The sequence below is a fragment of the Streptomyces sp. JH34 genome, assembly GCF_029428875.1.
Classification (GTDB): Bacteria; Actinomycetota; Actinomycetes; order Streptomycetales; family Streptomycetaceae; genus Streptomyces.
Genome location: NZ_JAJSOO010000001.1, coordinates 1,171,692 through 1,196,352 on the forward strand (window position 1 = coordinate 1,171,692; position 24,661 = coordinate 1,196,352).

Sequence of the window (24,661 nt, forward strand, 5' to 3'; positions counted from 1 at the left end):
TGTGCGAAGAGGTGGGCTGCGGGTGGGCCGTCGTGTCGTGGGAGTGCCGGGTCACGCCGAGCCGAGTTCTTTGTCGATGAACGCGAACACGTCGTCGGCGGAGGCCTCTTCGAGACGGCCGGTGACGGCTGCCGCGTCCTGGCCGAGGGTCTTGTCCAGGTCCTTGAGCAGGGTCTGCAGCCGGGTGGTGACCCTGCTCTGCTCCAGGTCCTCGGCGGTGAGGTCGCCGAGCCGGGCGGCGACCCGTTCGAGCTCGGCGACCACGGCGTCCACGGAGGTGTCCGCGCCGGCGAGTTCGGTGCCCAGGTACTTGGCGAGGGCGGCGGGTGTGGCGTAGTCGAAGATGAGCGTGGCCGGCAGCGGCACTCCGGCGGCGCCACTGATCCGGTTGCGCAGGTCGACCGAGGTGAGCGAGTCGAAGCCGAGGTCGCGGAACGCCGTGGTCGGTTCGACGGCGCCGGCGTCGCCGTATCCGAGGACGGCGGCGGCCTGGCCGCAGACCAGGTCGTACAGGGCCCGCTCGCGTTCCCCTCCGGTGAGTCCCGCGAGCTTCTCGGCGAAGCCGTCGGCCGCGTTCGCGCCGTCCGGGCCGCTCGTGGTGCGGCGGGCCTCGGGCAGTGCGGACAGCAGCGGGCTGGGACGGGTCGAGGTGAACGCGGGGGCGAACACCGACCAGTCGACGTCGGCGACGGTGACGGTGGTGTCACCGCCGTCCAGGGCGCGGCGCAGCGCGGTGAGGGCGGTGTCCGGGTCGAGCAGGGACATGCCCATCGCCCGGGCCGAGGCGCGTACCGCGCCGTGCGCCGCCATGCCGTCGCCGCCCCACGGGCCCCAGGCCACGGAGGTGGCGGGCAGTCCCGCCGCGTGGCGGTGCTCGGCCAGGGCGTCCAGGTAGGCGTTGGCGGCGGCGTAGTTGGCCTGGCCGGCGCCGCCGACGGTGGCGGTCAGGGAGGAGAACAGCACGAACGCCGACAGGTCGAGCCCGGCGGTCAGTTCGTGCAGGTGGAGGGCCGCGTCCGCCTTGGGTCCGAGGACGCGGGCGAACCGGTCGGCGTCCAGGGAGTCCAGGACGCCGTCGTCGAGGGCGCCGGCCAGGTGCACGACGGCCGTCAGGGGGTGCTGTGCCGGTACGGAGTCCAGCAGGCCGGCCAGTGCGGACCGGTCGCTCACGTCGCAGGCGGTCAGGGTGACACCGGTACCGGTGGCGGTGAGTTCACGAACCAGGTCGTCGGCGCCGGGGGCGTCGGGGCCACGGCGGGAGGTGAGCAGCAGGTGTTCGGCGCCCTCGGCGGCGAGCCGGCGGGCGACGACGGCACCGACCGCGCCGGTGGCGCCGGTGACCAGCACGGTACCGGACGGCTTCCAGGGGGCGCCCGCGCGTGCGGGGGCGTGCTCCAGCCGGCGTCCGTGGGCACCGGACTCACGGATCACGACCTGGTCCTCGCCGCCGGCGTCGCCGAGCAGCGCGGCCAGACGGGCCACGGTCCGCGGACCGGCCTCCGCGGGCAGGTCGACGAGACCGCCCCACCGGTCGGGGTGCTCGAGGGCGGCGACCCGGCCGAGGCCCCACAGTGCGGCCTGGGCGAAGCCGGTGACGGTGGCGCCGGCTCCGTGGGCGACGGCGTCCCGGGTGGCGCACCACAGCGGGGCGTCGGCGCCGGTGTCCCCGAGGGCCTGGACGAGTGCGGCGAGGGCGGCCGGCCGCGTCGCCGGGGCGGGCAGGTACAGGATGCCGTCGGCCGGGGTCCGGCCGGTGAGCGCGTCGGCCAGTGCGGCGCGGTCGGCGGTGTCCGGCACGGTGAGGACGTCGACGTGCAGCCCGTTGCCTGCCAGGCCCTCCGTCACCGCGCGGGTCCACGGGTCGTCGGCGGTGGACGCGGGGACGACGGCCAGCCAGGTCCCGCCGAGCGCCGGGGTGGCGGGAGGCGCCAGCGGTTCCCAGGTGACGCGGTGGCGGAGCCCGTCCGCAGCGGCGTGCGCCTGTCGCCGGCCGTGCCAGGTCGCGAGGGCGGGTACGACGGCGGCGACGGAACACTCGTCGTCGAGACCGAGGGTGGCGGCGACGGCACTCACGTCCTGCTCGCGCACCAGGTCCCAGAACGGGTCGCCCGCGTCGCCGCCGGAGGCGGCCTGGCGTTCGGCCTGCAGGATGGGGGCGTCCTCCCAGTGCCGGTCCCTGCGGAACGGGTAGGTGGGCAGGTCGACGGTGCGGCCGCCGGTGAAGACCGTCCGCCAGTCGGGGCCGGTGCCGGTGAGGTGGAGTCGGCAGAGGGCGTCGACGAGGGCGGTGTCCTCGGCACGGTCGCGCCGCTGGGTGCCGATGGCGTCGGGGACCACGTCCTGCGCCATGGTGCTGAGCACCGAGTCCGGGCCGATCTCGAGGAAACGGGTGGCACCCTCGGCGGCGAGCGTGGTGGCACCGTCGTGGAAGCGGACGGCCTCGCGGACGTGCCGTACCCAGTAGTCGGGGTCGGTCAGGTCGTCGGCGATCCGGCCGGTGACGTTGGAGACGACCGGGAGCGCGGGCTCGTGGAAGGTGAGGCCGGCCAGTACCTCGCGGAAGGGCTCCAGCATGGGGTCCATGCGGTGCGAGTGGAAGGCGTGCGACACCTTCAGCCGGGTGCTCTTCTCGGCCTGGGCCGCGACGGCGAGGACGGCCGCCTCGTCACCGGAGACCACGACGGAGCGTGCGCCGTTGACGGCGGCGATGTCGACGCCGTCGGTGAGGAGCGCGAGGACCTCGGCCTCGGTGGCGCGCAGGGACACCATCGCGCCGCCGGCCGGAAGGTCCTGCATGAGGCGGCCCCGGGCGGCGACCAGGGTGACCGCGTCCTTCAGGTCGAGCACTCCGGCGACGTGGGCGGCGACGATCTCGCCGATGGAGTGTCCGGCGAGCAGGTCGGGGCGGACGCCCCAGTGCTCCAGCAGCCGGTGGAGGGCGGTCTCGAAGGTGAACAGCGCCGCCTGGGTGTACACGGTGCGGTGCAGCGGTGCGTCGGCGCCGTCGGCGTCCTCGTCGAACATGACGTCGCGCAGCGGCCGGTCCAGGTGCTCGTCGAAGGCGGCGCAGATCTCGTCGAAGGCCGCGGCGAACACCGGGAAGGCGGCGTGCAGGGTGCGGCCCATGCCGGGACGCTGCGAGCCCTGTCCGGAGAACAGCACGGCGAGGCGGCCGGGTTCGGGTGCCACGACGGGCGCCCGGGTGCCGTCGGCGACCTCGCGCAGGGCGGCCAGCAGTTCGTCACGGTCGCGTCCGGTGACGGCGGCGCGGTGGGTGAACAGGGAGCGGGTGGTGGCCAGGGAGTGGCCGACGTCGTAGGGGTCGAGGTCGCCGGCGGCGGCCAGCAGCCGTTCCGCCTGCCGCTGCACGGCGTCGGCGCCCTTGCCGGAGAGCAGCCACGGCACGACGGGCAGCCCGGTGCGGTGCGGGGCGCTCCCGTCGTCCTCGGTCGCCGGGGCCTCCTCCAGGACGGTGTGCGCGTTGGTGCCCGAGATGCCGAAGGACGAGATGCCGGCGCGGCGCGGCCGGCCGTCGCCGCCCCAGGGGCGGGGCTCGGTGAGCAGCTCGACGTCGCCCGCGCTCCAGTCGACGGCGGTGGTGGGCGTGCCGACGTGCAGGGTCCTGGGGAGGGTGCCGTGGCGCATCGCCATGACCATCTTGATGACGGCGCCGACTCCGGCGGCGGCCTGGGCGTGGCCCATGTTGGACTTGATGGAGCCCAGCCACAGCGGCAGGCCCTCGGGGCGGTCCTGCCCGTAGGCGGCGATGACGGCCTGGGCCTCGATGGGGTCACCGAGCGTGGTGCCGGTGCCGTGGGCCTCCACCGCGTCGATGTGGTGGGGGGCCAGCTGGGCGTCGGCGAGGGCCTGCTGGATGACACGGACCTGGGCCGGTCCGCTGGGCGCGGTCAGGCCGTTGGAGGCACCGTCCTGGTTGACGGCGCTGCCGCGCACGACGGCGAGCACCTTGTGCCCGTTGCGGCGGGCGTCGGACAGCCGCTCGACGAGGAGCATGCCCGCGCCCTCGGCCCAGGCGGCGCCGGCGGCGTCGTCGGAGAAGGAGTGGCAGCGGCCGTCGGGCGAGAGGGCGCGGCGCTCGCTGAACTCGACGAACATCTCGGGGCTGGCCATGAGGGCGGCCCCGCCCGCCAGGGCGAGGGAGCACTCCCCCTTGCGCAGCGACTGGATCGCCGAGTGGAGGGCGACCAGGGAGGAGGAGCAGGCGGTGTCCATGGTGACCGCCGGGCCCTCGAGTCCGAGGGTGTAGGCGATCCGGCCGGAGACGATGCTGCCGGAGATGGTGCCGCCGAGGTAGTCGTGGTGCATCAGGCCGACGAAGACACCGGTCTGCGTGCCCTTCACGGCCGTGGGGTCGATGCCGGCACGTTCGAAGGCCTCCCAGGTGACCTCCAGCAGCATGCGCTGCTGGGGGTCCGTGCCGGGCGCGTCCTTGGGGCTGATGCCGAAGAAGGCGGGGTCGCACTCGGCGACGTCGTGCAGGAACCCGCCGTGGCGCACGTAGGTCTTGCCGGGGGACCCGGGCTCGGGGTCGTAGAGCGCGTCCACGTCCCAGCCGCGGTCGGTGGGGAAGTCGGAGACGACGTCGACGCCTTCGTCGACGATGCGCCACAGGTCCTCGGGGGTGCGTATCCCGCCGGGGTAGCGGCAGCCCATACCGATGATGGCGACGGGCTCGTGGTCCTGCTCCTCCAGTTCCCTCACGCGGCGCCGACTGCGCTCCAGCTCGGTCGTGGCCCGCTTCAGGTAGTCGCGGAGCTTGTCGGCCGTTGCCGGGTCTTCCATCACAGGGCTCCCAGTTCGTTGTCGATCGTCGCGAAGAGTTCCGCGTCGCTGGCCTCTTTGAAGTCCTGCGCCGGCGCGGGCGCGGCGTCGCCGCCGCGGGCGTCCTGCCAGCCGCGGAGGAGGGCTTCGAGGCGTGCGGTGACGCGGGTGTGGCTGCCGTCCTCGTCGGGCAGGCCGAGCAGTACGGCCTCGAGGCGGTCCACGTCGGCCAGGGCGGTCCGGGCGAGGTCGGCCGGTCCCGGGACCAGTTCGGTCTTGAGGTGGGCGGCGAGGGTGCGGGGCGAGGGCTGGTCGAAGACCAGCGTCGCCGGGAGGCTGAGACCGGTGGCGCCCGCGAGGAGGTTGCGCAGTTCGACGGCGGCGAGCGAGTCGAAGCCCATCTCCTGGAAGGCGCGTCCGGGGTCCACCGACTGCGGTGAGGGGTGCCCGAGCACGCCGGCCACGTGGGTGCGGACCAGATCGAGCAGGGCACGGTCGCGTTCGGTTTCGGGCAGGGCGGCGAGCCGTTCGCGCCAGGTGGCCGACGAGGGGCCGTCGGCGGCCCCGGCGCCCGCCTTGCGGGCCGCGGGGCGGACGAGTCCGCGCAGCAGCGCGGGCACACCGTCGGGCCGGGCCCGTACGGCGGCCCCGTCCAGGCGGACGGGGACCACGAGGGCGTCCTCGGCGCCGAGGGCGGCGTCGAACATGCGCAGTCCCTGGGCGGGCGCCAGGGGCGGCAGGCCGAGACGGCTCAGCCGCTCCAGGTCGGCCGCGTCCATGCCGGCGCTCATGCCGCCGTCCGATGCCCACAGGCCGTAGGCCAGGGAGACGGCGGGCAGACCGAGGGAGCGGCGGTGGGCGGCGAGGCCGTCGAGGAAGGTGTTGGCGGCCGCGTAGTTGGCCTGGCCGCCGCCGACGAGCAGGCCCGCGGTGGAGGACAGCAGGACGAACGCGGACAGGTCCGACTCCCGGGTCAGGTCGTGCAGGTGCCAGGCGGCGTCGACCTTGGGCCGCAGGACCCGTTCGACCCGGTCCGCGTCGAGGGTGGCCAGGACGCCGTTGTCGACGACGCCGGCGGCGTGCACCACGGCGCGTACCGGGTGCCGGCCCAGAAGCGCGGCGAGGTCGGCGCGGTCCGCGACGTCGCACCGGGCGAGGGTGACCTCGGCGCCGAGCGTGGCGAGTTCGTCCCGGAGGCCGGCCGCGCCGGGGGCGTCCGGGCCCCTCCGGCCTACCAGCAGCAGGCGTCGCACGCCGTGTTCGGTGACCAGGTGACGGGCGATCAGGGCGCCCAGGCCTCCGGTGCCGCCGGTGACGAGGACCGTGCCGTCCGGGTCCCAGACGTGGGGGCCGCCGGGCTTGGCGCGTGCCAGGCGCGGCACGCGTACCTCGCCGTCGCGCACCACGGTCTCCGGTTCGTCGGACGCCAGCGCCGTGGCGAGGGCGGTGTCCGGTGCGGTGCCGGCGTCGGTGCCGATCAGCAGGAACCGGCCGGGGTTCTCGGCCGCCGCCGCGCGCACCAGGCCGAACAGCGGGGCGTGCGCGAGGTGGTCGCCCCGCAGCAGTACGGCGAGCCGGCGGCCCGTGAGGCGTTCGTCGTCGAGCCATAGCCGCAGGGTGTCCAGGGTGGTGCCCACCAGGTCGCGTGCCCGCTCCGGCAGGTCGGCGCCGGTGGCGGGGTCGGCGGGTACGGCCAGGACGACCGTGCCGGGCACGTCGCCCGCGTCCGCCAGTGCGGCGAGGTCGCGGTACCGGGGTGCGTCGAGGCCCGCTTCGGCACCGCACACGGCCAGGTCGGACAGGTCCGTCCGGGCCGCGCCGGGGACCGGGACGAGGTCGATCCGGTACAGGGGGTCGTCGGCGTCGGCGGTGAGCTGCTCGGCCGTGACGGGGCGGGCCACGAGGCCGCGCACGGTGGCGACGGGTGCGCCGTCCCCGTCGGCCAGGTCGACGCGTACGGTGTCGTTGCCCTCCGGGGACAGGCGCAGGCGCAGGCGGTCGGTGCCGGCCCGGTGCAGGGTGACGCCGCTCCAGGCGAACGGCAGCACGGCCTGTCCGCCGGGCAGGTCCAGCAGGTTCACGTGCAGGGCGGCGTCCAGCAGGGCCGGGTGGAGGCCGAAGGCTCCGGCGGTGGTGCGTGCTCCGTCGGGCAGGGCGGCTTCGGCGTACAGCTCCTCGCCCCGGCGCCACATGGCGCGCAGGCCCTGGAAGACCTCACCGTAGCCGTATCCGGTGCGGGCCAGCCGGTCGTAGAGCCCTTCCAGGTCCACGGGTTCCGCACCGGCGGGCGGCCAGGCGGCGGGGTCGGCGGGCGGTACGCCGTCGGAGGGCGCGACGGTCAGGACGCCACCGGCGTTGCGGGTCCACGGGGTGTCGGGGGTGTCGCTGCGGCGTGACCAGACGGTCAGTTCACGGCGTCCGTCACGTTCCGCGTCGACGGCGACCTGTACGGCCACGGAGCCTTTTTCCGGCAGGGTGAGGGGGGCGTGCAGGGTGAGTTCACCCACGGTGTCGCAGCCGGTCTGCGCCGCGGCCCGCAGGGCCATCTCGACGAAGGCGGTGCCGGGCAGCAGGACGGTGCCGTGGACGGCGTGGTCGCCGAGCCAGGGGTGGGAGGACAGCGACAGCCGTCCCGTGAGGACCGCGCCCTGGGTGTCGGGCAGTTCGGTGGCGGCGGTGAGCAGCGGATGGCCGGTGGTCTGCTGTCCGAGCCCGTCGGCGTCGCCGGTGCCGCCCGCGGCGGCCTCGAGCCACAGGCGGGTCCGCCGGAAGGCGTAGGTGGGCAGGCCGGTGCTCCGGGCGTGGTGCGGGGCGTGGAACGCCTCCCAGTCCACGGTTCCGCCGGCGGCGTGCAGCCGGGCCACGGAGGTGACGAGGTCGTGCGGCTCGTCGCCGTCACGGCGCATGACGGGCAGGCACACGCTGTCCGGGGGCAGGCATTCGGCGGCCAGTGCGGTGAGAGCCGCGTCCGGGCCGACCTCGAGGAACGCCCGTACGCCCAGGTCGTGCAGAGTGTCGAGGGCGGGGGCGAACCGGACGGGGCGGCGGACGTGGTCCACCCAGTGGCCGGGGGTGGTGAGCTCGCCGGGACCGGCGAGGACGCCGGTGAGGGTGGAGACCACCGGGATCCGGGGCTCGTGGTACTCGCACCGCGAGGCCGCCTCGGCGAAGGCTTCCAGCATCGGGTCCATCAGCGGCGAGTGGAAGGCGTGGGAGACCTTGAGCCGCTTGCCGCGTTCGAAGCGGGCGGCGAGTGCGTCGACGGCCTCCTCCGTCCCCGACACCACCACGGAGCGGGGACCGTTGACGGCGGCGAGGCCGACGTGCTCGTCCAGGTGAGGGGTGACCTCCTCCTCGGTCGCCCGCAGCGCGGCCATCGCACCGCCGGCCGGGAGCGCCGCCATCAGGCCGCCCCGGGCGAGGACGAGGGACACCGCGTCCGGCAGGGAGAGCACTCCGGCGACGTGGGCGGCGGCCAGCTCGCCGACGGAGTGGCCGGCCAGGTAGTCCGGCACCACGCCCCACGACTCCAGCAGCCGGTACAGGGCCACCTCGGTGGCGAAGATCGCGATCTGCGCGTAGTCGGTACGGGTCAGCAGTTCGGGGTCGCCGTCGATCACCTCGCCGAGCGGGCGCTCCAGGTGGGGGTCGGCGAGGTCGCACACCGCGTCGAACGCCTCGGCGTAGACCGGGTGGGCGCGGTGCAGTTCGCGGCCCATGCCGGGCCGCTGGGCGCCCTGTCCGGTGAAGAGGAAGGCCGTCCTGCCGCCGACCGGGGTGAGCGGGGTCGCGGTGCCCAGGGCGTCCAGCAGCGCGTCGGTGTCCATGCCGACGGCGACGGCGCGGTGCTCGAAGTGGGTGCGGGTGGTGGCCAGGGAGAGCGCGATGTCCGCCGGAGCGGTGTCGCCGCGTCCGGTGAGGTGCTCGCGCAGGCGGGCGATCTGGCCGGCGAGGGCCTCGGGGCTGCGGCCGGTGACGATCCAGGGCACGGGTGTGGCGGCACGGGGGCCTGCGACCGCGACGGCCGGTGCCGCGACGGCGCCGGGGGCGGCCTCCGGTTCCTCTTCGAGGGGGGCCTGTTCCAGCACCACGTGGGCGTTGGTGCCGCTGATGCCGAAGGAGGAGACGGCCGCGCGGCGCGGACGGCCGGTGTCGGGCCAGGGGCTCCGGTCCAGGGCGAGTTCGACCGCTCCGGCGTCCCAGTCGACCTGGTCCGTGGGGGTGTCGACGTGCAGGGTGGGCGGCACCTCGCCGTGCTGCATGGCCATGACCATCTTGACGACCCCGGCGACGCCGGCGGCGGCCTGCGTGTGGCCGAGGTTGGACTTGACGGAGCCCAGCAGCAGCGGCCGGTCGGCGGGGTGTTCGCGGCCGTACGTCGCCAGCAGGGCCTGTGCTTCGATCGGGTCGCCGAGCGAGGTGCCGGTGCCGTGTGCCTCCACGACGTCGACGTCGGCGGCGGTGAGGCCGGCGCCGGCCAGCGCCTGGCGTATGACCCGTTGCTGGGAGGGGCCGTTGGGTGCGGTCAGCCGGCTGCTGGCGCCGTCGGAGTTGACGGCGCTGCCACGCACCACGGCGAGCACCGGGTGGCCGTTGCGCCGTGCGTCGGCCAGGCGTTCCACGAGCAGCATGCCGGCGCCCTCGCCCCAGCCGGTGCCGTCGGCGGCGGTGGAGAAGGCCTTGCAGCGGCCGTCGGGGGCGAGGCCGCGCTGTCTGCTGAAGTCGACGAACGTCTCCGGGGTGGACATCACGGTGACCCCGCCCGCCAGTGCGAGGGAGCACTCGCCGGCCTGCAGCGCGCGCACCGCCCAGTGCAGGGCGACCAGTGAGGACGAGCAGGCGGTGTCGACGGTGACGACCGGGCCCTCCAGGCCGAAGGTGTAGGCGATGCGCCCGGAGGCGATGCTCGCGGCACTGCCGTTGGCGAGGTAGCCGTCGAGGTCGTCGGGGACGGTGTCGAGCCGGGTGGCGTAGTCGTTGTACATCACGCCGGCGAACACGCCCGTGCGGCTCCCGCGCAGGGAGGCCGGGACGATGCCCGCCCGCTCGAACGCCTCGAAGGAGGTCTCCAGCAGCAGGCGTTGCTGCGGGTCCATGGCGAGGGCCTCACGGGGGCTGATGCCGAAGAAGTCGTAGTCGAAGTCGGGGGCGTCGTACAGGAAGCCACCGGTGCGTGCGTAGGTCGTGCCGGGCCGGTCCGGGTCGGGGTCGTACAGGGCGTCCACGTCCCAGCCGCGGTCGCCCGGGAACTCCGACACGGCGTCGGTCCCCGTCGCCACCAGGTCCCACAGGGCCTCGGGCGAGGTGACACCGCCCGGGTAGCGGCAGCCGATGCCGACGATGGCCACCGGTCCGTGTGCGCGTTGTTCGTTCTCGCGCAGCCGGCGTCGTGCCTCCCGCAGGTCCGCGGTCGTCCGCCTGAGGTAGTCGAGCAGCTGCTCTTCGTTGTTCACCAGCGCGCCATCCGATCGGGATCGAAAGTGGGCCTCGGTCCTGCGGACTGTCTCCGGACGGGATCCCGGTCCGCTTCCCCCTCCGTTGACGGAGGCTAGGTAGGGGGCGGTGGCGTCTGATACCCCTACGGCCCCCAGGGGGCGCGAGCCCGCCCGCGGGCGGTCGGCCGGAGTGCCCGAACGGGCAGCGCCGAACGGGAACGTGCCCGGGTCGCGCGTGCGGCGGCCCGCTTCTTTTCTTTACTTCCCGGTAAATCAACTGACCGGGGAAAGCCGCCTCCGAGCGGCATCCTGAGTGAGAAGTAACTTCCGGAAGGGCCTGGTTGACAACGTTGACAACGCCCTATAACCTCGCTGTTTGTTTGATCGAGTGGCTGATTTTCCTCCCTCCGGAAAGACTTGCCGAACCGATCGAATCGCGCCACAAATGACCGGCATTCATTCTTGCTGCACTCGCACCAGGGGCTGCCGCAGGAAGCTGTACCGCGACATCGAGAGCCACCTCCTCAGTACTGCGACAACCGCTCTCGAACAGAAAAAATGCAGGTGAAACGGGGACTCGGACCGATCCCATGCAACAGCACTTCACCCCAGACGGGCGCGAATCCACGGGCGTTACTGGACACAGGGGGAACACCTTGCGCCTTTTCGACCGCTCCAAAGAATTACACATACTTAACGAAGCGTTCACCGAAAGCACTCGAAGATCCGGACGCCTGGTGATAGTCACAGGTGGCCCCGGTTCCGGGAAGACCCAGTTTCTGCACGAATTCCTGGCCGCTCCGGGCCGATCGGGCGCACGCATACTCCAGGGCACGGCACACCCGGCCGAGCGCGACCGGCCGATGAGCCTGTTACGGCAATTGCTGCGCAACGGCGAGGTGGAGCCCGTTGCGGACCCCGCTCGACCGGCGGGCGGGCATACGGACCCCTTCTTCCGGCATTCCGAGCGCCGAGCCGAAATGGAATTCGGTGATCCGGATGCGGGAGCGACGAGGGCGCTGCTGCGGCTCGCGGACGGCGACCGCCCCCTGGTGGTGGCCGTGGACGACGCCGATCTGATGGACGAGGCCTCGCTGGGCGCCGTCGTCCATCTGCTCGACAGGAGCCGCTTCCGGCCCGTCCTCGTGGTGTGCGCCACGTCCGGCCATCCCGGCACCGGACGTTCGGCCTCCCACGCCGAGCTGATCCGCCGGCCGCACCGCCGGGCCCGTCTCGGCCCCCTGTCCGAGAGAGGCGTCGGCGAGCTGATCGCCGCCCAGTCGGCGGCCGCCCGGCCCGACGGGGTGGGCCGCGCCTTCCACCGGGCCACAGCCGGCAACCCCCTGCTGGTGCACGCCCTGCTGGACGACAGCACCCGCTTCGGCCGCGATCTGGACCGGCCCGTCGCCAGCACCGCCTACCGCCAGGCGGTGCTTTCGCTCGTGCACCGCGGCGAACCACGCCACATCCGGGTGATCCGGGCCCTCGCCGCCCTGGGCGCACCGGCTTCCGCGGGCGTCGTGGGGGAGCTGGCCGACACCACGCCCGCCGGTGTCGAGCAGGCCGTGGAGGCCCTCAACTCCGTGGGGCTGCTCGACGGTCACGTCTTCCGGCTGCCGGCCGCGGCGACGGCGGTGCTCGAGGACATGGACGCCACCGCGCGTGGCACGCTGCACGAGCGCATAGCCGACCTGCTGTACCGGTGCGGCGCACCGGTCGGCGACATGGCCCGGCACCTGCGCGCCGCCGACCGGGTCCCGCGACCGTGGGGGCCGGGCGTACTGCGCGCGGCCGCCGAACAGGCGTTGGCCGCGGACGACGTGGAGTCGTGCAGCAGTTACCTGAACCTGATGCTGCGCGACTGCACCGACCCGCAGGAGCGCAACGCCCTCTCGGCCGCCCTCGCCCGGGCGGAGTGGCGCGTCAACCCCGCGGCCGCGTCGGCCCATCTGGAGCCGCTGCGCCGGCCCGCGCTGGACGGTGCGCTGAGCATGCGCGACACCGCCACGGTCCTGCGGCACATGCTCTGGCAGGGTGACACCGAACTGGCCGCGGAGACCGTGGCCACGCTGGTGCCCGCGCACACCCCCGGTGACGCGCAGATACTCGTCGAGGTCGAGTTCGTACGGCAGTGGTTCTACGGCGTCGCGCTGCCCGCCAGGAGCCCCCGCGGTGCCGGTGCCGACGCGCGCCGGCTGGCTCCCGCCGACCGCAACGGCGGACTCGCCGCACAGGTGGCGGTTCTGGTCGGCGGCGTCGCCACGGACGACTCCGCCGCAGCCGTCGCCCAGGCCCTGCAGGGCCGGAAACTCGACCACCTCAACCTCGAGTTGGTGGCGATGGCGCTCCTCGCGATCGCCCATGCCGACCGGCCCGCGGTCGCCGCCGAAGCCTGCGACGCGCTGCTGGAGTCCGCGGTCGAACGCCGGGCGACCACGTGGCAGGCGCTGCTCGGCAGCGTTCGGGCCGAGATAGCGCTGCTCCGCGGTGACATGACGACCGCCGCCGAGGGGGCCGACAGAGCCCTGAGCAGCCTCCACGACGGGAGCTGGGGGGTCCTCGCCGGACTCCCGCTGTCGACGGCGATCTTCGCCCACACGGCCATGGGGGCCTACGGCGAGGCCGAGCGGGTGCTCAAGCGGGAAGTCCCCGAGCCCATGTTCCGCACGGTCTTCGGCATCCAGTACCTGCGGGCCCGGGGACACCACTCCCTCCTCACCGACCGGCCGTTCGCCGCGCTGAACGACTTCGAGACGTGCAGCGGCCTGATGCGGCAGGGGAACTCCAGCCTGCAGAAGGGCATCCCCTGGCGGTCCGACCTCGCCCTGGCCAATCTGCGGATCGGGAAGGCACGCACCGCGCGGGAGTGCGCCGAGGAGCAGCTTCGGCTGCCCGGCGGTCACAGCTCCCGCGCGCGGGCGATGGCGTTGCGGATGCTGGCCGCCACGAGCAAGCCGCACCGCCGTGCCTCGCTGCTGCGTGAGGCGATCGACCTGCTCAAGCTGTGCGGTGACCAGCACACCCTGTCCCAGGCGTACGCCGACCTGTCCGCGGCGCACTACGAACTGGGCGAGTACGCCCGTGCCCGGCTGGTCGCCCGCCAGGCGGCCCGTGAGGCGGAGGCGTGCAGCGTCGACTCACCGGTCGACGCTCATCTGCTGGAGGATCCCGGCCAGTCCGAGGGGTCCGAGACGGAGGGCTCGGCCATCCTGAGCGACGCGGAGTGCCGGGTCGCGGGCCTGGCCGCGCTCGGGTACACCAACCGCGAGATCAGTGGCCGGCTGCATGTCACGATCAGCACGGTGGAACAGCATCTCACCAGGGTCTACCGCAAGTTGCACGTGGCCAGCCGGTCCGAACTCCCGCCGAAGATGCTGGAGCACCGCATCCCCAAACTGTCCGACCGCTGGGCGGCCACCCACTCCTCGGCGGGCTGACCCTCAGGCTCCAACCCGGATCCGCCCGGATCCGCCGGGTCCCCAGGACGGTGGGACCCGGCATCTCCCCGTACCGCACGGCCCCCTTCACGAGTCCCCACGGGCTCGGGAGGGGGCCTTTTCGCCGGCCGGGCCACGCCCGGCCGGCGGCACGGGCACCGTCACGGCCGTGCCCGGGTACGCGCGCGGATCCGGGCACGGGATCCGGCAGAAAATCCGGCAGGCACAGCGCGGGGACGGAAAAGGCACGGACGTGCCGGCGCCGAAGGCCGCACGCCCCGTCCAGGGCCCGCGCGTCGCGCCGGCTGCCACGCCGCACACCGGGGCGCCCGCTCACCGGCGGGTACGAGGACGGGTGGGCCCGGGGCGCGGTACACGCGCCCCGGGCCCACCCGTCCGGGCGTTCGAGGACTCAGCCGAAGCTGCCGAGTTCGCCGTCGAGGATGCCGAAGAGCTCGTCGGCCGTGGCCGCCTCCAGCCCCTTATCCCCGGTGTCGCCGGCCTTTCCGGCGTCCGGCAACTGCGCCGAGCCGTCCCAGCGGGCGGTGAGGGCCCTGAGCCGCGCGGCCACCCGGGCACGCTGTTCGTCGTCGAGCCCGTCGGAGCCGAGCGCGGCGCCCAGCAGTGTCTCCAGGCGCACCACCTCGGCCTCGACGTCGACGAGTTCCTCGTCGGTCCCGGCCCCGCCCAGTTCCTCGAAGAGGTGCTGGGCGAGCGCCTCGGACGTCGGGTAGTCGAAGGTGAGCGTGCTGGACAGCCGCAGCCCGGTCTCGGCGCCGAGGCGGTTGCGCAGCTCCAGAGCGGCGAGCGAGTCCACGCCGAGGTCGCCCAGGGGGCGTTCGGGGTCGACGGCAGCGCCGGACCCGTGTCCGAGGACATCGGCCACGTGGCCGCACACCGTGTCGACCAGCAGCCGCCTGCCGTCCGCGGCGCCGAGCGCGGCCAGCCGCCGTGCCAACGGCTCCGCCTCCTCCGGGGCGGCCTCCACCGCCCGGACGGCCCGGCGGGCCGGCGCCGACGCCGGGTCCAGGGCCCGGACCAGGGCCGGGGCGTCGTCGGTGACCTGGACGCGGATCGGCAGCAGCGACGGACCGTCGGTGGTCAGGGCGCGGTCGAACAGGGACAGCGCCCGGTCGGCGGGCAGGGGCAGGATGCCGTCGCGGGCCAGCCTGCGCATCTCGGCCTCGCCGAGGCCGGCCGCCATGCCGTCGCCGGTGTCCCACAGCCCCCAGCCGAGTGACAGGGCGGGCAGCCCCTCCGCACGCCGCCGGGCGGCGAGTGCGTCGAGGAAGGCGTTGCCCGCCGCGTAGTTGGCCTGTCCCGCCGCTCCCAGGGTGCCGGCGGCGGAGGAGAAGAGGACGAAGGCGGCCAGGTCCAGGTCGCGGGTGAGTTCGTGCAGGTGCCAGGCACCGTCGGTCTTGGGCCGCATCACCGTCTCCGTGCGCGGGGCGGTGAGGTCGGTGAGCAGACCGTCGTCCAGGACACCGGCGGCGTGCACGACGGCCGTCAGCGGATGGGCTTCGGGAACGGAGGCCAGCAGTTCGGCCAGCGCGGCGCGGTCGGTGGTGTCGCAGGCGGCGACGGTGATCCGCGCGCCGGGGGCGACGGGTTCCTCCCACCCTTCCGCGTCCGGTGTCCGGCCGCCCCGGCCGGCCAGCAGCAGGTGCCGGACGCCGTGGTGTTCGGCCAGGTGCCGGGCGAGTAGCCGGCCGAGGCTGCCGGTGCCGCCGGTGATGAGGACGGTGCCGTCCGGGTTCAGCGGGACGGCGGGCACGGGCCCGGGCCCGTCGGCCCGGGTCAGCTCCGGCGTGTACACCGTGCCGGCCCGCAGGGCGAGTTCGGGCGCGCCGGTCGCGACGGCGGCCGGGAGGGCGGCGGCGGACGCGTCGTCGCCGTCGGTGTCGGCCAGTACGAACCGGCCGGGGTGCTCGACGGCGGCGGAGCGCACCATGCCCCAGACGACGGCCTGCGCCGGGTCCGGTGCACCGTCGGTGGCGACGGCGACCGCGGAACGGGTGACGACGACCAGGGGGGTGCCGTCCGCCGGTTCGGCCAGGTGTTCCTGGAGCGCGGCAAGGGTGCGCACGGCGGTCCCGCGGGCCCGGGACGGCAGGTCGCCGTCCGCGGTGTCGTCCAGGGTCACGGTCAGGGTGCGGGGCTGGGCCGCCGCTCCGTCGGCGGTCACCTGCGCCGGGGTCCAGCGCAGGGCGAACAGGTCGCCCGGGGCGGGCGCGGCCGCGTTCAGCTGCTCGGCCGTCACCTGGCGGATGCGCAGCGACGCCGCCTCGGCGACCGGTGCGCCCGAGGCGTCGTACAGGCCGAGGGTCATGTGGTCGGTGCCGTGCGGGGTGAGCCGCAGCCGCAGGGTCGTGGCGCCGGTGGCGTGGAGGGTGACTCCCTCCCACGCGAAGGGCAGGGTCATGACGGTCGGGTCCTGGCCGTCCAGCAGGTCGATGGCGTGCAGCGCCGAGTCGAGGAGCGCCGGGTGCAGTCCGAAGCCGTCGGCCGCGTCGGCGTCGGGCAGGACCAGTTCGGCGCACACCTCGTCGCCGAGCCGCCAGGCGGCGCGCAGGCAGCGGAACAGCGGTCCGTAGCCGTACCCCTGCTCGGCGAGGTGGTCGTAGAGGCCGCTCACCTCGACGGGGACGGCACCCTCGGGGGGCCAGACGTCGAGGGGGGCCGGTTCGGGCGCGGTCCGCGGGGCGAGTACGCCGGTGGCGTGCCGGGTCCAGTCACCTCCGGTGCCCTCGGGCCTGGCGTGCACGGCCAGTTGCCTGCGCCCGTCGGCGTCGGGGGCCGCGGCGGTCACCTGGAGGTGCACGGAACCCCGCGGCGGAAGGACCAGCGGGCGTTCCAGGGTGATCTCCTCCACGTGCGGGCAGCCTGCGCGGTCACCGGCCTGGAGGGCGAGTTCCACGAAGGCGCTGCCGGGCACCAGGACGACTCCCGCGACGGCGTGGTCGGCCAGCCAGGGGTGGGTCGCCAGGGAGAGGCGGCCGGTCAGCGCGACGGTGTCGGCGGCGGCCAGGGTGAGGGCGGCGCCGAGCATCGGGTGCCCCGCGGGCGACTGGCCGAGCCCGCCTGCGTCGGTGGCCGCCCCGGGCCCGTCGTCCAGCCAGAGCCGCTGCCGCTGGAAGGCGTACGTCGGCAGGTCGACGCGCCGGGCGTCGGTGCCCGCGTGCACCTGCTGCCAGTCGACGGTCAGTCCGCGGACGTGTGCGGTGGCGACGAGCGCGGCGAGCGTCACCTCCTCGACGCGCTCCCGGCGCAGGGCCGGTACGAACGCCGATCGCTCCGGGTCGGCGAGGGCGTGCGGGCCCATGGCCGACAGGACGGCGTCGGGTCCGAGCTCGAGGAAGGTGCGGACCCCGTCGTCCTCCAGGGCGCGGACCGCGTCCCCGAAGCGGACCGCCTCACGCACGTGGCGCACCCAGTACTCGGGCGAGCACAGGTCCTCCTCGGTGGCGTGCGTGCCGGTGACGACGGGGATCGCGGGCGCGGCGTAGCGCAGTTCGCGGGCGGCCTTCTCGAACTCGGCCAGCATCGGGTCCATCAGGGGCGAGTGGAAGGCGTGGCTGACCCGCAGCCGCTTGGTACGGCGGTCGGCGAAGGCGGCGGCGACCGCGTCCACCGCCTCCCGCGTGCCGGAGACCACGACCGCGCGCGGGCCGTTGACGGCGGCCAGGGACACGTCGGGGCCGAGGTGCGGCAGCACCTCGTCCTCGGTCGCGTCCACGGCGAGCATGGCGCCACCGGCGGGCAGGGCCTGCATGAGCCGGCCACGGGCGGTGACCAGCCGCGCGGCGTCCGCGAGGTCCCAGACCCCGGCGACGTGAGCGGCGGTCAGTTCGCCGATGGAGTGGCCGGCCAGGCGGTCCGGGCGGATGCCGTAGGACTCCAGCAGGCGGTACAGGGCCGTCTCCACCGCGAACAGGGCGCTCTGGGTGTAGAGCGTGTGGTCGAGCGACTCGGCGTCGGCACTGCCGGGTTCGGCCCACATGACCTCCCGCAGCGGCCGGTCCAGGTGGGCGTCCAGGGCCTCGCAGACCTCGTCGAGGGCCCGCCGGAAGGCGGGGTGGGCGGCGTACAGTCCGCGGCCCATGCCGGTCCGCTGGGCGCCCTGCCCGGTGAACAGGAAGGCGGTGCGGCCGGCGACGGGCCGCCCGCGCACGACGTGGTCGGTGGTCGCACCGTCGGCCAGCGCGGTCAGTCCGGCCAGCAGTTCGTCCCTGTCGCGGGCGACGACCGCGCCCCGGTGGGTGAGGCCGGCGCGGCCCGTGGTCAGCGAGTGGACGAGATCGGTGATCCGCTCGTCGGCGACCGCACGCAGCCGCCCGGCCTGGGCGGCCAATGCCTCGGGAGTGGCCCCTGAGACGACGACGGGCATCAGAGGAGCCGGGATCTCCGCGTCGGACCGGGGGGAGGTGTCGTCGTCGGGTGCCTCCTCCAGGATCACGTGCGCATTGGTCCCGCTGATACCGAACGACGACACCCCCGCACGACGGACCCGCTCACCCCGCACCCACTCCCGCTCCTCATCCAGCAACCGGACCCGCCCCGCACCCCACTCCACCTTCCGCGACGGCTCACCCGCATACAACGTCCGAGGCAACACCCCCTCCCCCAACGCCAACACCATCTTCATCACACCCGCCACACCCGCAGCCGCCTGCGTATGCCCGATGTTCGACTTCACCGACCCCAACCACAACGGACGCTCCTCAGACCGACCCTGCCCATACGTCGCCAACAACGCCTGAGCCTCGATCGGATCACCCAACTCCGTCCCCGTACCGTGCGCCTCCACCACATCCACATCAACCGCCGACACACCCGCCGACACCAACGCCTGACGCAACACCCGCTGCTGAGAAGGACCGTTCGGCGCCGTCAACCCGTTCGACGCACCATCCTGATTCACCGCACTCCCCCGCACCACAGCCAACACCCGATGCCCCGACCGCCGCGCATCCGACAACCGCTCCAGCACCAGCACACCGGCGCCCTCGGACAGGGCCGTGCCGTCCGCGGCGTCGGCGAAGGACTTGACCCGGCCGTCCGCGGCGAGGTTGCGCTGCCTGCTGAAGTCGACGAACGTGTCGACGGTCGACATCACGGAGACGCCGCCGGCCATCGCCAGGGTGCACTCGCCCCGCCGCAGTGCCTGCGCGGCCAGGTGGAGCGCCACCAGCGACGAGGAGCACGCGGTGTCCACGGTGAGGGCCGGGCCCTCCAGACCGAGGGCGTAGGCGACCCGGCCCGAGACGACGCTGGCGAGGCTCCCGTTGCCGAGGTAGTCGCGGACGGCCTCGGGGACGTCGCGCAGCCGGCTGCCGTAGTCGTGGTACATGACACCGGCGAACACCCCGGTACGGCTGCCGCGCACGCTGTGCGGGTCGATCCCGGAGCGTTCCAGGGCCTCCCAGGAGGTCTCCAGGAGCAGCCGCTGCTGCGGGTCCATGGCGAGGGCCTCGCGGGGACCGATACCGAAGAAGTCGTGGTCGAACTCGGCGGCGTCGTAGAGGAATCCGCCCGAGCGGGTGCTGCAGTGGCCGGGTTTGCCGGGCTCCGGGTCGTACAGGGTGTCCAGGTCCCAGCCCCGGTCGTCCGGGAAGTCGCCGATGCCGTCCGCGCCGTCGGCCAGCATCCGCCAGAACTCCTCGGGGGTGGTGACACCGCCCGGGTAGCGGCAGGCCATGCCGACGATGGCCACGGGCTCGTCCGCAGGGAGTGCCGTCTCCGGTGCCACCGCTCCGGGGGCGTCCCCGGCGTCGACGCCGAGGAGCTCCGTGCGGAGGTACCGCACCAGGGCGTCGGCGTCGGGGTGGTCGAAGACGAGGGTGGCGGGCAGCCGCAGGCCGGCGGCACCGCCCAGACGGTTGCGCAGCTCGACCGCGGTCAACGAGTCGAACCCCGCCTCGCGGAAGGATCGGCGCGGGTCGAGCACCATGTCGCTGCCGTGGCCGAGGACGGCGGCCACCTGGGTGCGGATCAGCTCCATCAGCTCCGCGTCCCGTTCGGCGGTGCCCAGGGCGGCCAGCCGGTCGGCGAGCGAGGTCCCGGCGGCCCGGGCGGCGGCGGCCCGGCGGGCGGGGGCGGGCACGAGACCGCGCAGCAGGGCGGGTACACCGTCGGCACCGCGCAGGGCCCGCAGGTCCAGGCCGATGGGCAGCAGCAGCCGCTCGTCGGAGGCGAGCGCGGTGTCGAGCAGCCTCAGTCCCTCCTCGGTGGGCAGGGGCCGGACCCCCGCGCGCGTCATGCGCTCGACGTCGGCGTCGGTGAGGTGGGCGGTCATGCCGGTGCGCTGCTCCCAGAAGCCCCAGGCCAGGGAGAGCGCCGGCAGTCCCAGGGAGCCCCGGTGCGCGGCGAGGGCGTCGAGGAACGCGTTGGCGGCGGCGTATCCGGACTGTCCGGCTCCGTCGACGGTGCCGGCGGCCGAGGAGAACAGCACGAACGCCGCCAGGTCCACGTCCCGGGTGAGCTCGTGAAGGTTCCAGGCGGCGTCCGCCTTGGGGCGCAGTACGGCGTCCAGGCGCTCGGGGGTCTGGTCGGTGACCAGCCCGTCGTCGAGGACCCCCGCGAGGTGCACCACGGCGGTCAGGGGGTGCGCGGCGGGCACTTCGGCCAACAGCGCGGCCAGTTGCTCGCGTTCGGCGGCGTCGCAGCGGGCGACGACGACCTGGACGCCCGACTCGGCGAGGTCGGCGAAGTCGTCCGCCGATGTGCCGCTGCGCCCGGCCAGGACCAGGCGGCGCACGCCGTGTGCGGTGGCCAGGTGCCGGGCGACCACGGCGCCGAGCACGCCGGTGCCTCCGGTGACGAGTACGGTGCCGTCGGGGTCGAGCGTGGCGGCGCTCCCCCGTACGACGGCACGGGCCAGCCGGGGTACCCGGACGGTGTCCCCACGCAGGGCCAGTTGCGGTTCGCCGCTCGCGGCCGCGGCGCGTACGGCGGCGGCGATCCGGTCCTCGTCGCCGTCCGCAGTCCCGGGGGCGGTGTCCACGAGGACGATGCGGTCGGGGTGTTCGCCCTGGGCGGCGCGGACGAGGCCCCACACGGCGGCGCCCGCCAGATCGACGGGGCCCTCCTCGCCGGTGGTGACCGCGCCCGCGGTGAGGACCAGCAGCCGGGCGGTGGCCGTGCGGTCGTCCGCCAGCCAGTCGTGCAGGGCGCTCAGGACCCGTCCGGTCGCCTCGCGGACCGAGGCGGCGGGGTCGTCGCCGCCGGCCACCGGCAGGACCACCCAGTCGGGCAGCGGTGCGAGCGCTGCCGTGCCGCCCTCGTCCAGCACGGCGTGGGCGGGGGTCGCGGCAGCCGGTACGGGCACCACGGGCCAGTCCAGGCGGTACAGGTCGTCGGCGCGGACCGGGGAGGCCAGCGCCCCGCCGTCGACCGGTCGGGAGACCAGGGCCTGGACGGCGGCGACCGGGGCACCGGTCGGGTCGGCCAGCTCCAGGGAGAGGGTGTCGCCGCCGCGGAGCCGGACCCGCAGGGCGGTGGCCCCGGCGGCGTACAGCGACACACCGGTCCAGGCGAAGGGCAGCCGGGCCGACTCCTGCCCCTGCGCTCCGAGCCCGTCGGCGTGCAGGGCGGCGTCGAACAGGGCCGGGTGCAGGCCGAAGCCGCCCGCGTCGGTGGGCAGTTCCACGTCGGCGTACGTCTCGTCGCCGCGCCGCCAGGCGGCGCGCAGGCCCTGGAAGGCCGGCCCGTAGTCGTAGCCGAGGGCCGCCAGCTCCGCGTACGCGTCGTCCACCGGGACCGGTTCGGCTCCGGGCGGCGGCCAGGCCGCGAGGTCGAAGGCGGGCGGCGCGGACTGCGGGGCGAGGAGGCCCGAGGCGTTCAGGGTCCAGGCGGCCTCGTCCGCGCTCTCGGGGCGGGAGTGGACGGTCACCGCGCGGTGCCCCTGGCCGTCGGCGGCGGCCACGTGCAGCTGGAGCTGGACGGCGCCCCGCTCGGGCAGCAGCAGGGGTGCCTGCAGGGTGAGTTCGGTGACGTGTCCGCAGCCGAGGTCGTGGCCGGCGCTCAGCGCCAGTTCCACCAGCGCGGTGCCGGGCAGCAGGGTGGTGCCGGAGACCGCGTGGTCGGCCAGCCAGGGCGTGGTGGACAGCGAGAGCCGGCCGGTGAACAGGGTGCCTCCGCCGGCGACCGGGACGGCCGCGCCCAGCAGCGGGTGGCCTGCGCTCCGCAGGCCCGCGGCGGTGACGTCGCCGGCGGCCGCGGACCGGCCGAGCCAGTAGCGCTCGCGCTGGAAGGCGTAGGTGGGCAGGTCGGCGGTCCGCACCGGCATCCCGGCGAACACCGGCGACCAGTCGACCGGGACGCCGGCCACGAACGCCTCGCCCAGCGAGGTGAGCAGCCGTTCCGCGCCTCCGTCGTCGCGGCGCAGCGAGCCGAGGCCGGTGACGGTCGCGTCGGCGGCGTCGGCGGTCTCCTCGATGCTGTTGAGCAGGACCGGATGCGGGCTGCACTCGACGAACACCCCGTAGCCGGCGGCCAGCAGGGTCCGGGTGGTCGGCTCGAACAGGACGCCCTGTCGCAGGTTGGTGTACCAGTAGCCGGCGTCCAGCGTGGTGGTGTCCAGCACGCCGTTGGTGACGGTGGAGTAGAAGGGCACGTCGGCGGGGCGCGGCCGCACGTCCGCGAGGTCGGTGAGGAGCCGTTCGCGGATCGACTCGACGTGGGCGCAGTGCGACGCGTAGTCCACCGGCAGCCGCTTGGCGCGTCCGCCGTCGGCGACGATCGTCTCGCGCAGGGCGTCGAGGGCGTCGGCGTCCCCGGAGAGCACCACGGAGGACGCGCCGTTGACCGCGGCCACGGAGACCCGCCCGTCGTGGGCGGCGACGAGTTCACGTGCCCGGGCCTCGGGCAGGGCCACCGACATCATGCCGCCCCGGCCGGAGAGCGCCTCGGCGATCGCCCGGCTGCGCAGGGCCACGACGCGGGCCCCGTCGGAGAGGCTGAGGGCGCCGGCCACGCAGGCGGCGGCTATCTCTCCCTGGGAGTGGCCTATGACGGCGGCGGGACGCACACCGTGCGCGCGCCACACCTCGGCCAGCGACACCATGATCGCCCACAGGGCGGGCTGCACGACGTCCACGCGTTCCAGCGGGCGGCGTTCGCGCACGGTCGCGAGGAGGTCCCAGTCGGTGAAGGGCGCGAGGGCCTCGGCGCAGTCGGCCATGGTGGCGGCGAACACCTCGGAGGCGTCCAGCAGGTCGGCTGCCATGCCCGCCCACTGGGAGCCCTGTCCGGGGAAGACGAACGCGATGCGGGACTCCCCCGCCGGTGCGCCGCGCACCACGCCGGACGCCGGGTCGCTCTCGGCCAGGGCGGTGAGGCCGGCGGTCACGGCGGCCTGGTCGGCGCCGACGACGACGGCCCGCCGGTCCAGGGCGGCGCGGGTGGTGGCCAGGGTGTGCGCCACGTCGGGCACGGGATCGGTGCCGGTCTCCACGTGGTCCAGGAGGCGGCGGGCCTGCGCGGCCAGTCCCGGCTCGTCACGGGCGGACAGCACCAGGGGCAACGGGCGGTCCCAGACCGGCTCCGCGTCGCGCGGCTCCGGGTCGGGGGCGGCCTCGACGATGACGTGGGCGTTGGTGCCGCTGATCCCGAAGGAGGACACGGCTGCGCGGCGGAGCTCCCCGGGGGCGGGCCACTCGCGCGGCTCGGCGAGCAGTTCGACGGCGCCGGCCTCCCAGTCGACCTGGCTGGTGGGCCGTCCGGCGTGCAGGGTCCGGGGCAGCCGGCCGTGGCGCATGGCCATCACCATCTTGATGACCCCGGCGACTCCGGCGGCGGCCTGGGTGTGCCCGATGTTGGACTTCACCGAGCCCAGCCACAGCGGCTCCTCGCGGTCCTGGCCGTAGGTGGCAAGGAGTGCCTGGGCCTCGATCGGGTCACCGAGCGGGGTGCCGGTGCCGTGGGCCTCGACGGCGTGGACCTGGCGGGGTTCCAGGCGGGCGTCGGCGAGGGCGGCGCGGATGACACGCTGCTGGGAGGGGCCGTTGGGGGCGGTCAGGCCGTTGGAGGCACCGTCCTGGTTGACGGCGGTGCCCCGCACGACGGCGAGCACCTTGTGGCCGTTGCGGCGGGCGTCGCTGAGCCGCTCCAGCAGCAGCATCCCCACGCCCTCCCCCCAGCCGGTGCCGTCCGCGCCCTCCGCGAACGACTTGCAGCGTCCGTCCAGGGCGAGGCCGCGCTGGCGGGAGAAGTCGATGAAGGTGTCGGGGGTGGACATGACGGTCACCCCGCCGGCCAGGGCGAGGCCGCACTCGCCGGTGCGCAGGGCCTGCACGGCCAGGTGGAGGGCGACCAGCGAGGAGGAGCACGCGGTGTCGATGGTGACGGCCGGACCCTCGAGGCCGAGGGTGTAGGACACGCGGCCGGAGGCGACACTGCCGAGGTTGCCGTTGCCGAGGTAACCCTCGACGCCCTCGGGGACGTCCGTGAGCCAGCTGCCGTAGTCGTGGTACATGACTCCGGCGTAGATGCCGGTGCGGCTGCCGCGCAGGGTGTGCGGGTCGATGCCGCCGCGTTCGAAGGCCTCCCAGGCCGTCTCCAGCAGCAGCCGCTGCTGCGGGTCCATCGCGACGGCCTCGCGCGGGCTGATACCGAAGAACCCCGGGTCGAACCGCGGCGCGTCGTGGAGGAATCCGCCCTCGCGCACATGGGTGCGGCCCGGCGCGTCGGGGTCGGGGTCGTAGATGGCGTCGACGTCCCAGTCCCGGTCCGCGGGGAAGTCGCCCACGGCGTCCACCCCGGCGTCGACCAGCTGCCACAGCTGTTCCGGCGTGCTGACGCCGCCGGGGTAGCGGCAGCTCATGGCGACGACGGCGACGGGCTCGTGCGCGGCTTCGGAGATCCGGTCGTTGGCCTGGCGCAGCCGCTCGTTCTCGAGCATGGCCTCGCGCAGCGCCTCGACGATCTGCTCGACAGATGTGTCCACGGTCGGTGTCGCTCCCTGCTGACTCGGCGGCGCTGATGATGCGGTGGAGGGGGAGGTGCGGT

At 74.8% G+C, this 24,661-nt stretch carries 4 protein-coding genes; 1 reads left to right on the forward strand and 3 read right to left on the reverse strand.

Translation table 11 applies throughout. From position 1 onward, the window contains the following. Positions 1-51: 51 nt before the first annotated feature. Both LWJ43_RS05285 and LWJ43_RS05290 read right to left on the reverse strand, forming a co-directional pair. Positions 52-4,803 carry a type I polyketide synthase gene (locus tag LWJ43_RS05285; RefSeq protein ID WP_277331116.1) on the reverse strand — a complete coding sequence of 1,584 codons (4,752 nt, stop codon included), beginning with the start codon at positions 4,801-4,803 and terminating at the stop codon, positions 52-54. Next, on the reverse strand, positions 4,803-10,235 hold the full coding sequence (locus tag LWJ43_RS05290) for a type I polyketide synthase (RefSeq protein ID WP_277331117.1): 5,433 nt from the start codon (positions 10,233-10,235) through the stop codon (positions 4,803-4,805). Before LWJ43_RS05290 ends, LWJ43_RS05285 begins: the two co-directional genes overlap by 1 nt. Positions 10,236-10,873: 638 nt before the next feature. Here LWJ43_RS05290 and LWJ43_RS05295 point away from each other — a divergent pair. After that, entirely contained in the window at positions 10,874-13,654 is a 2,781-nt protein-coding gene (locus LWJ43_RS05295; RefSeq protein WP_277331118.1) for a helix-turn-helix transcriptional regulator, read from the forward strand. Between the two features lie 412 nt (positions 13,655-14,066). Here the strand turns inward: LWJ43_RS05295 and LWJ43_RS05300 are convergent, their stop codons facing one another. Then, on the reverse strand, positions 14,067-24,599 hold the full coding sequence (locus LWJ43_RS05300; protein WP_277331119.1) for a type I polyketide synthase: 10,533 nt from the start codon (positions 24,597-24,599) through the stop codon (positions 14,067-14,069). Positions 24,600-24,661 lie beyond the last annotated feature (62 nt).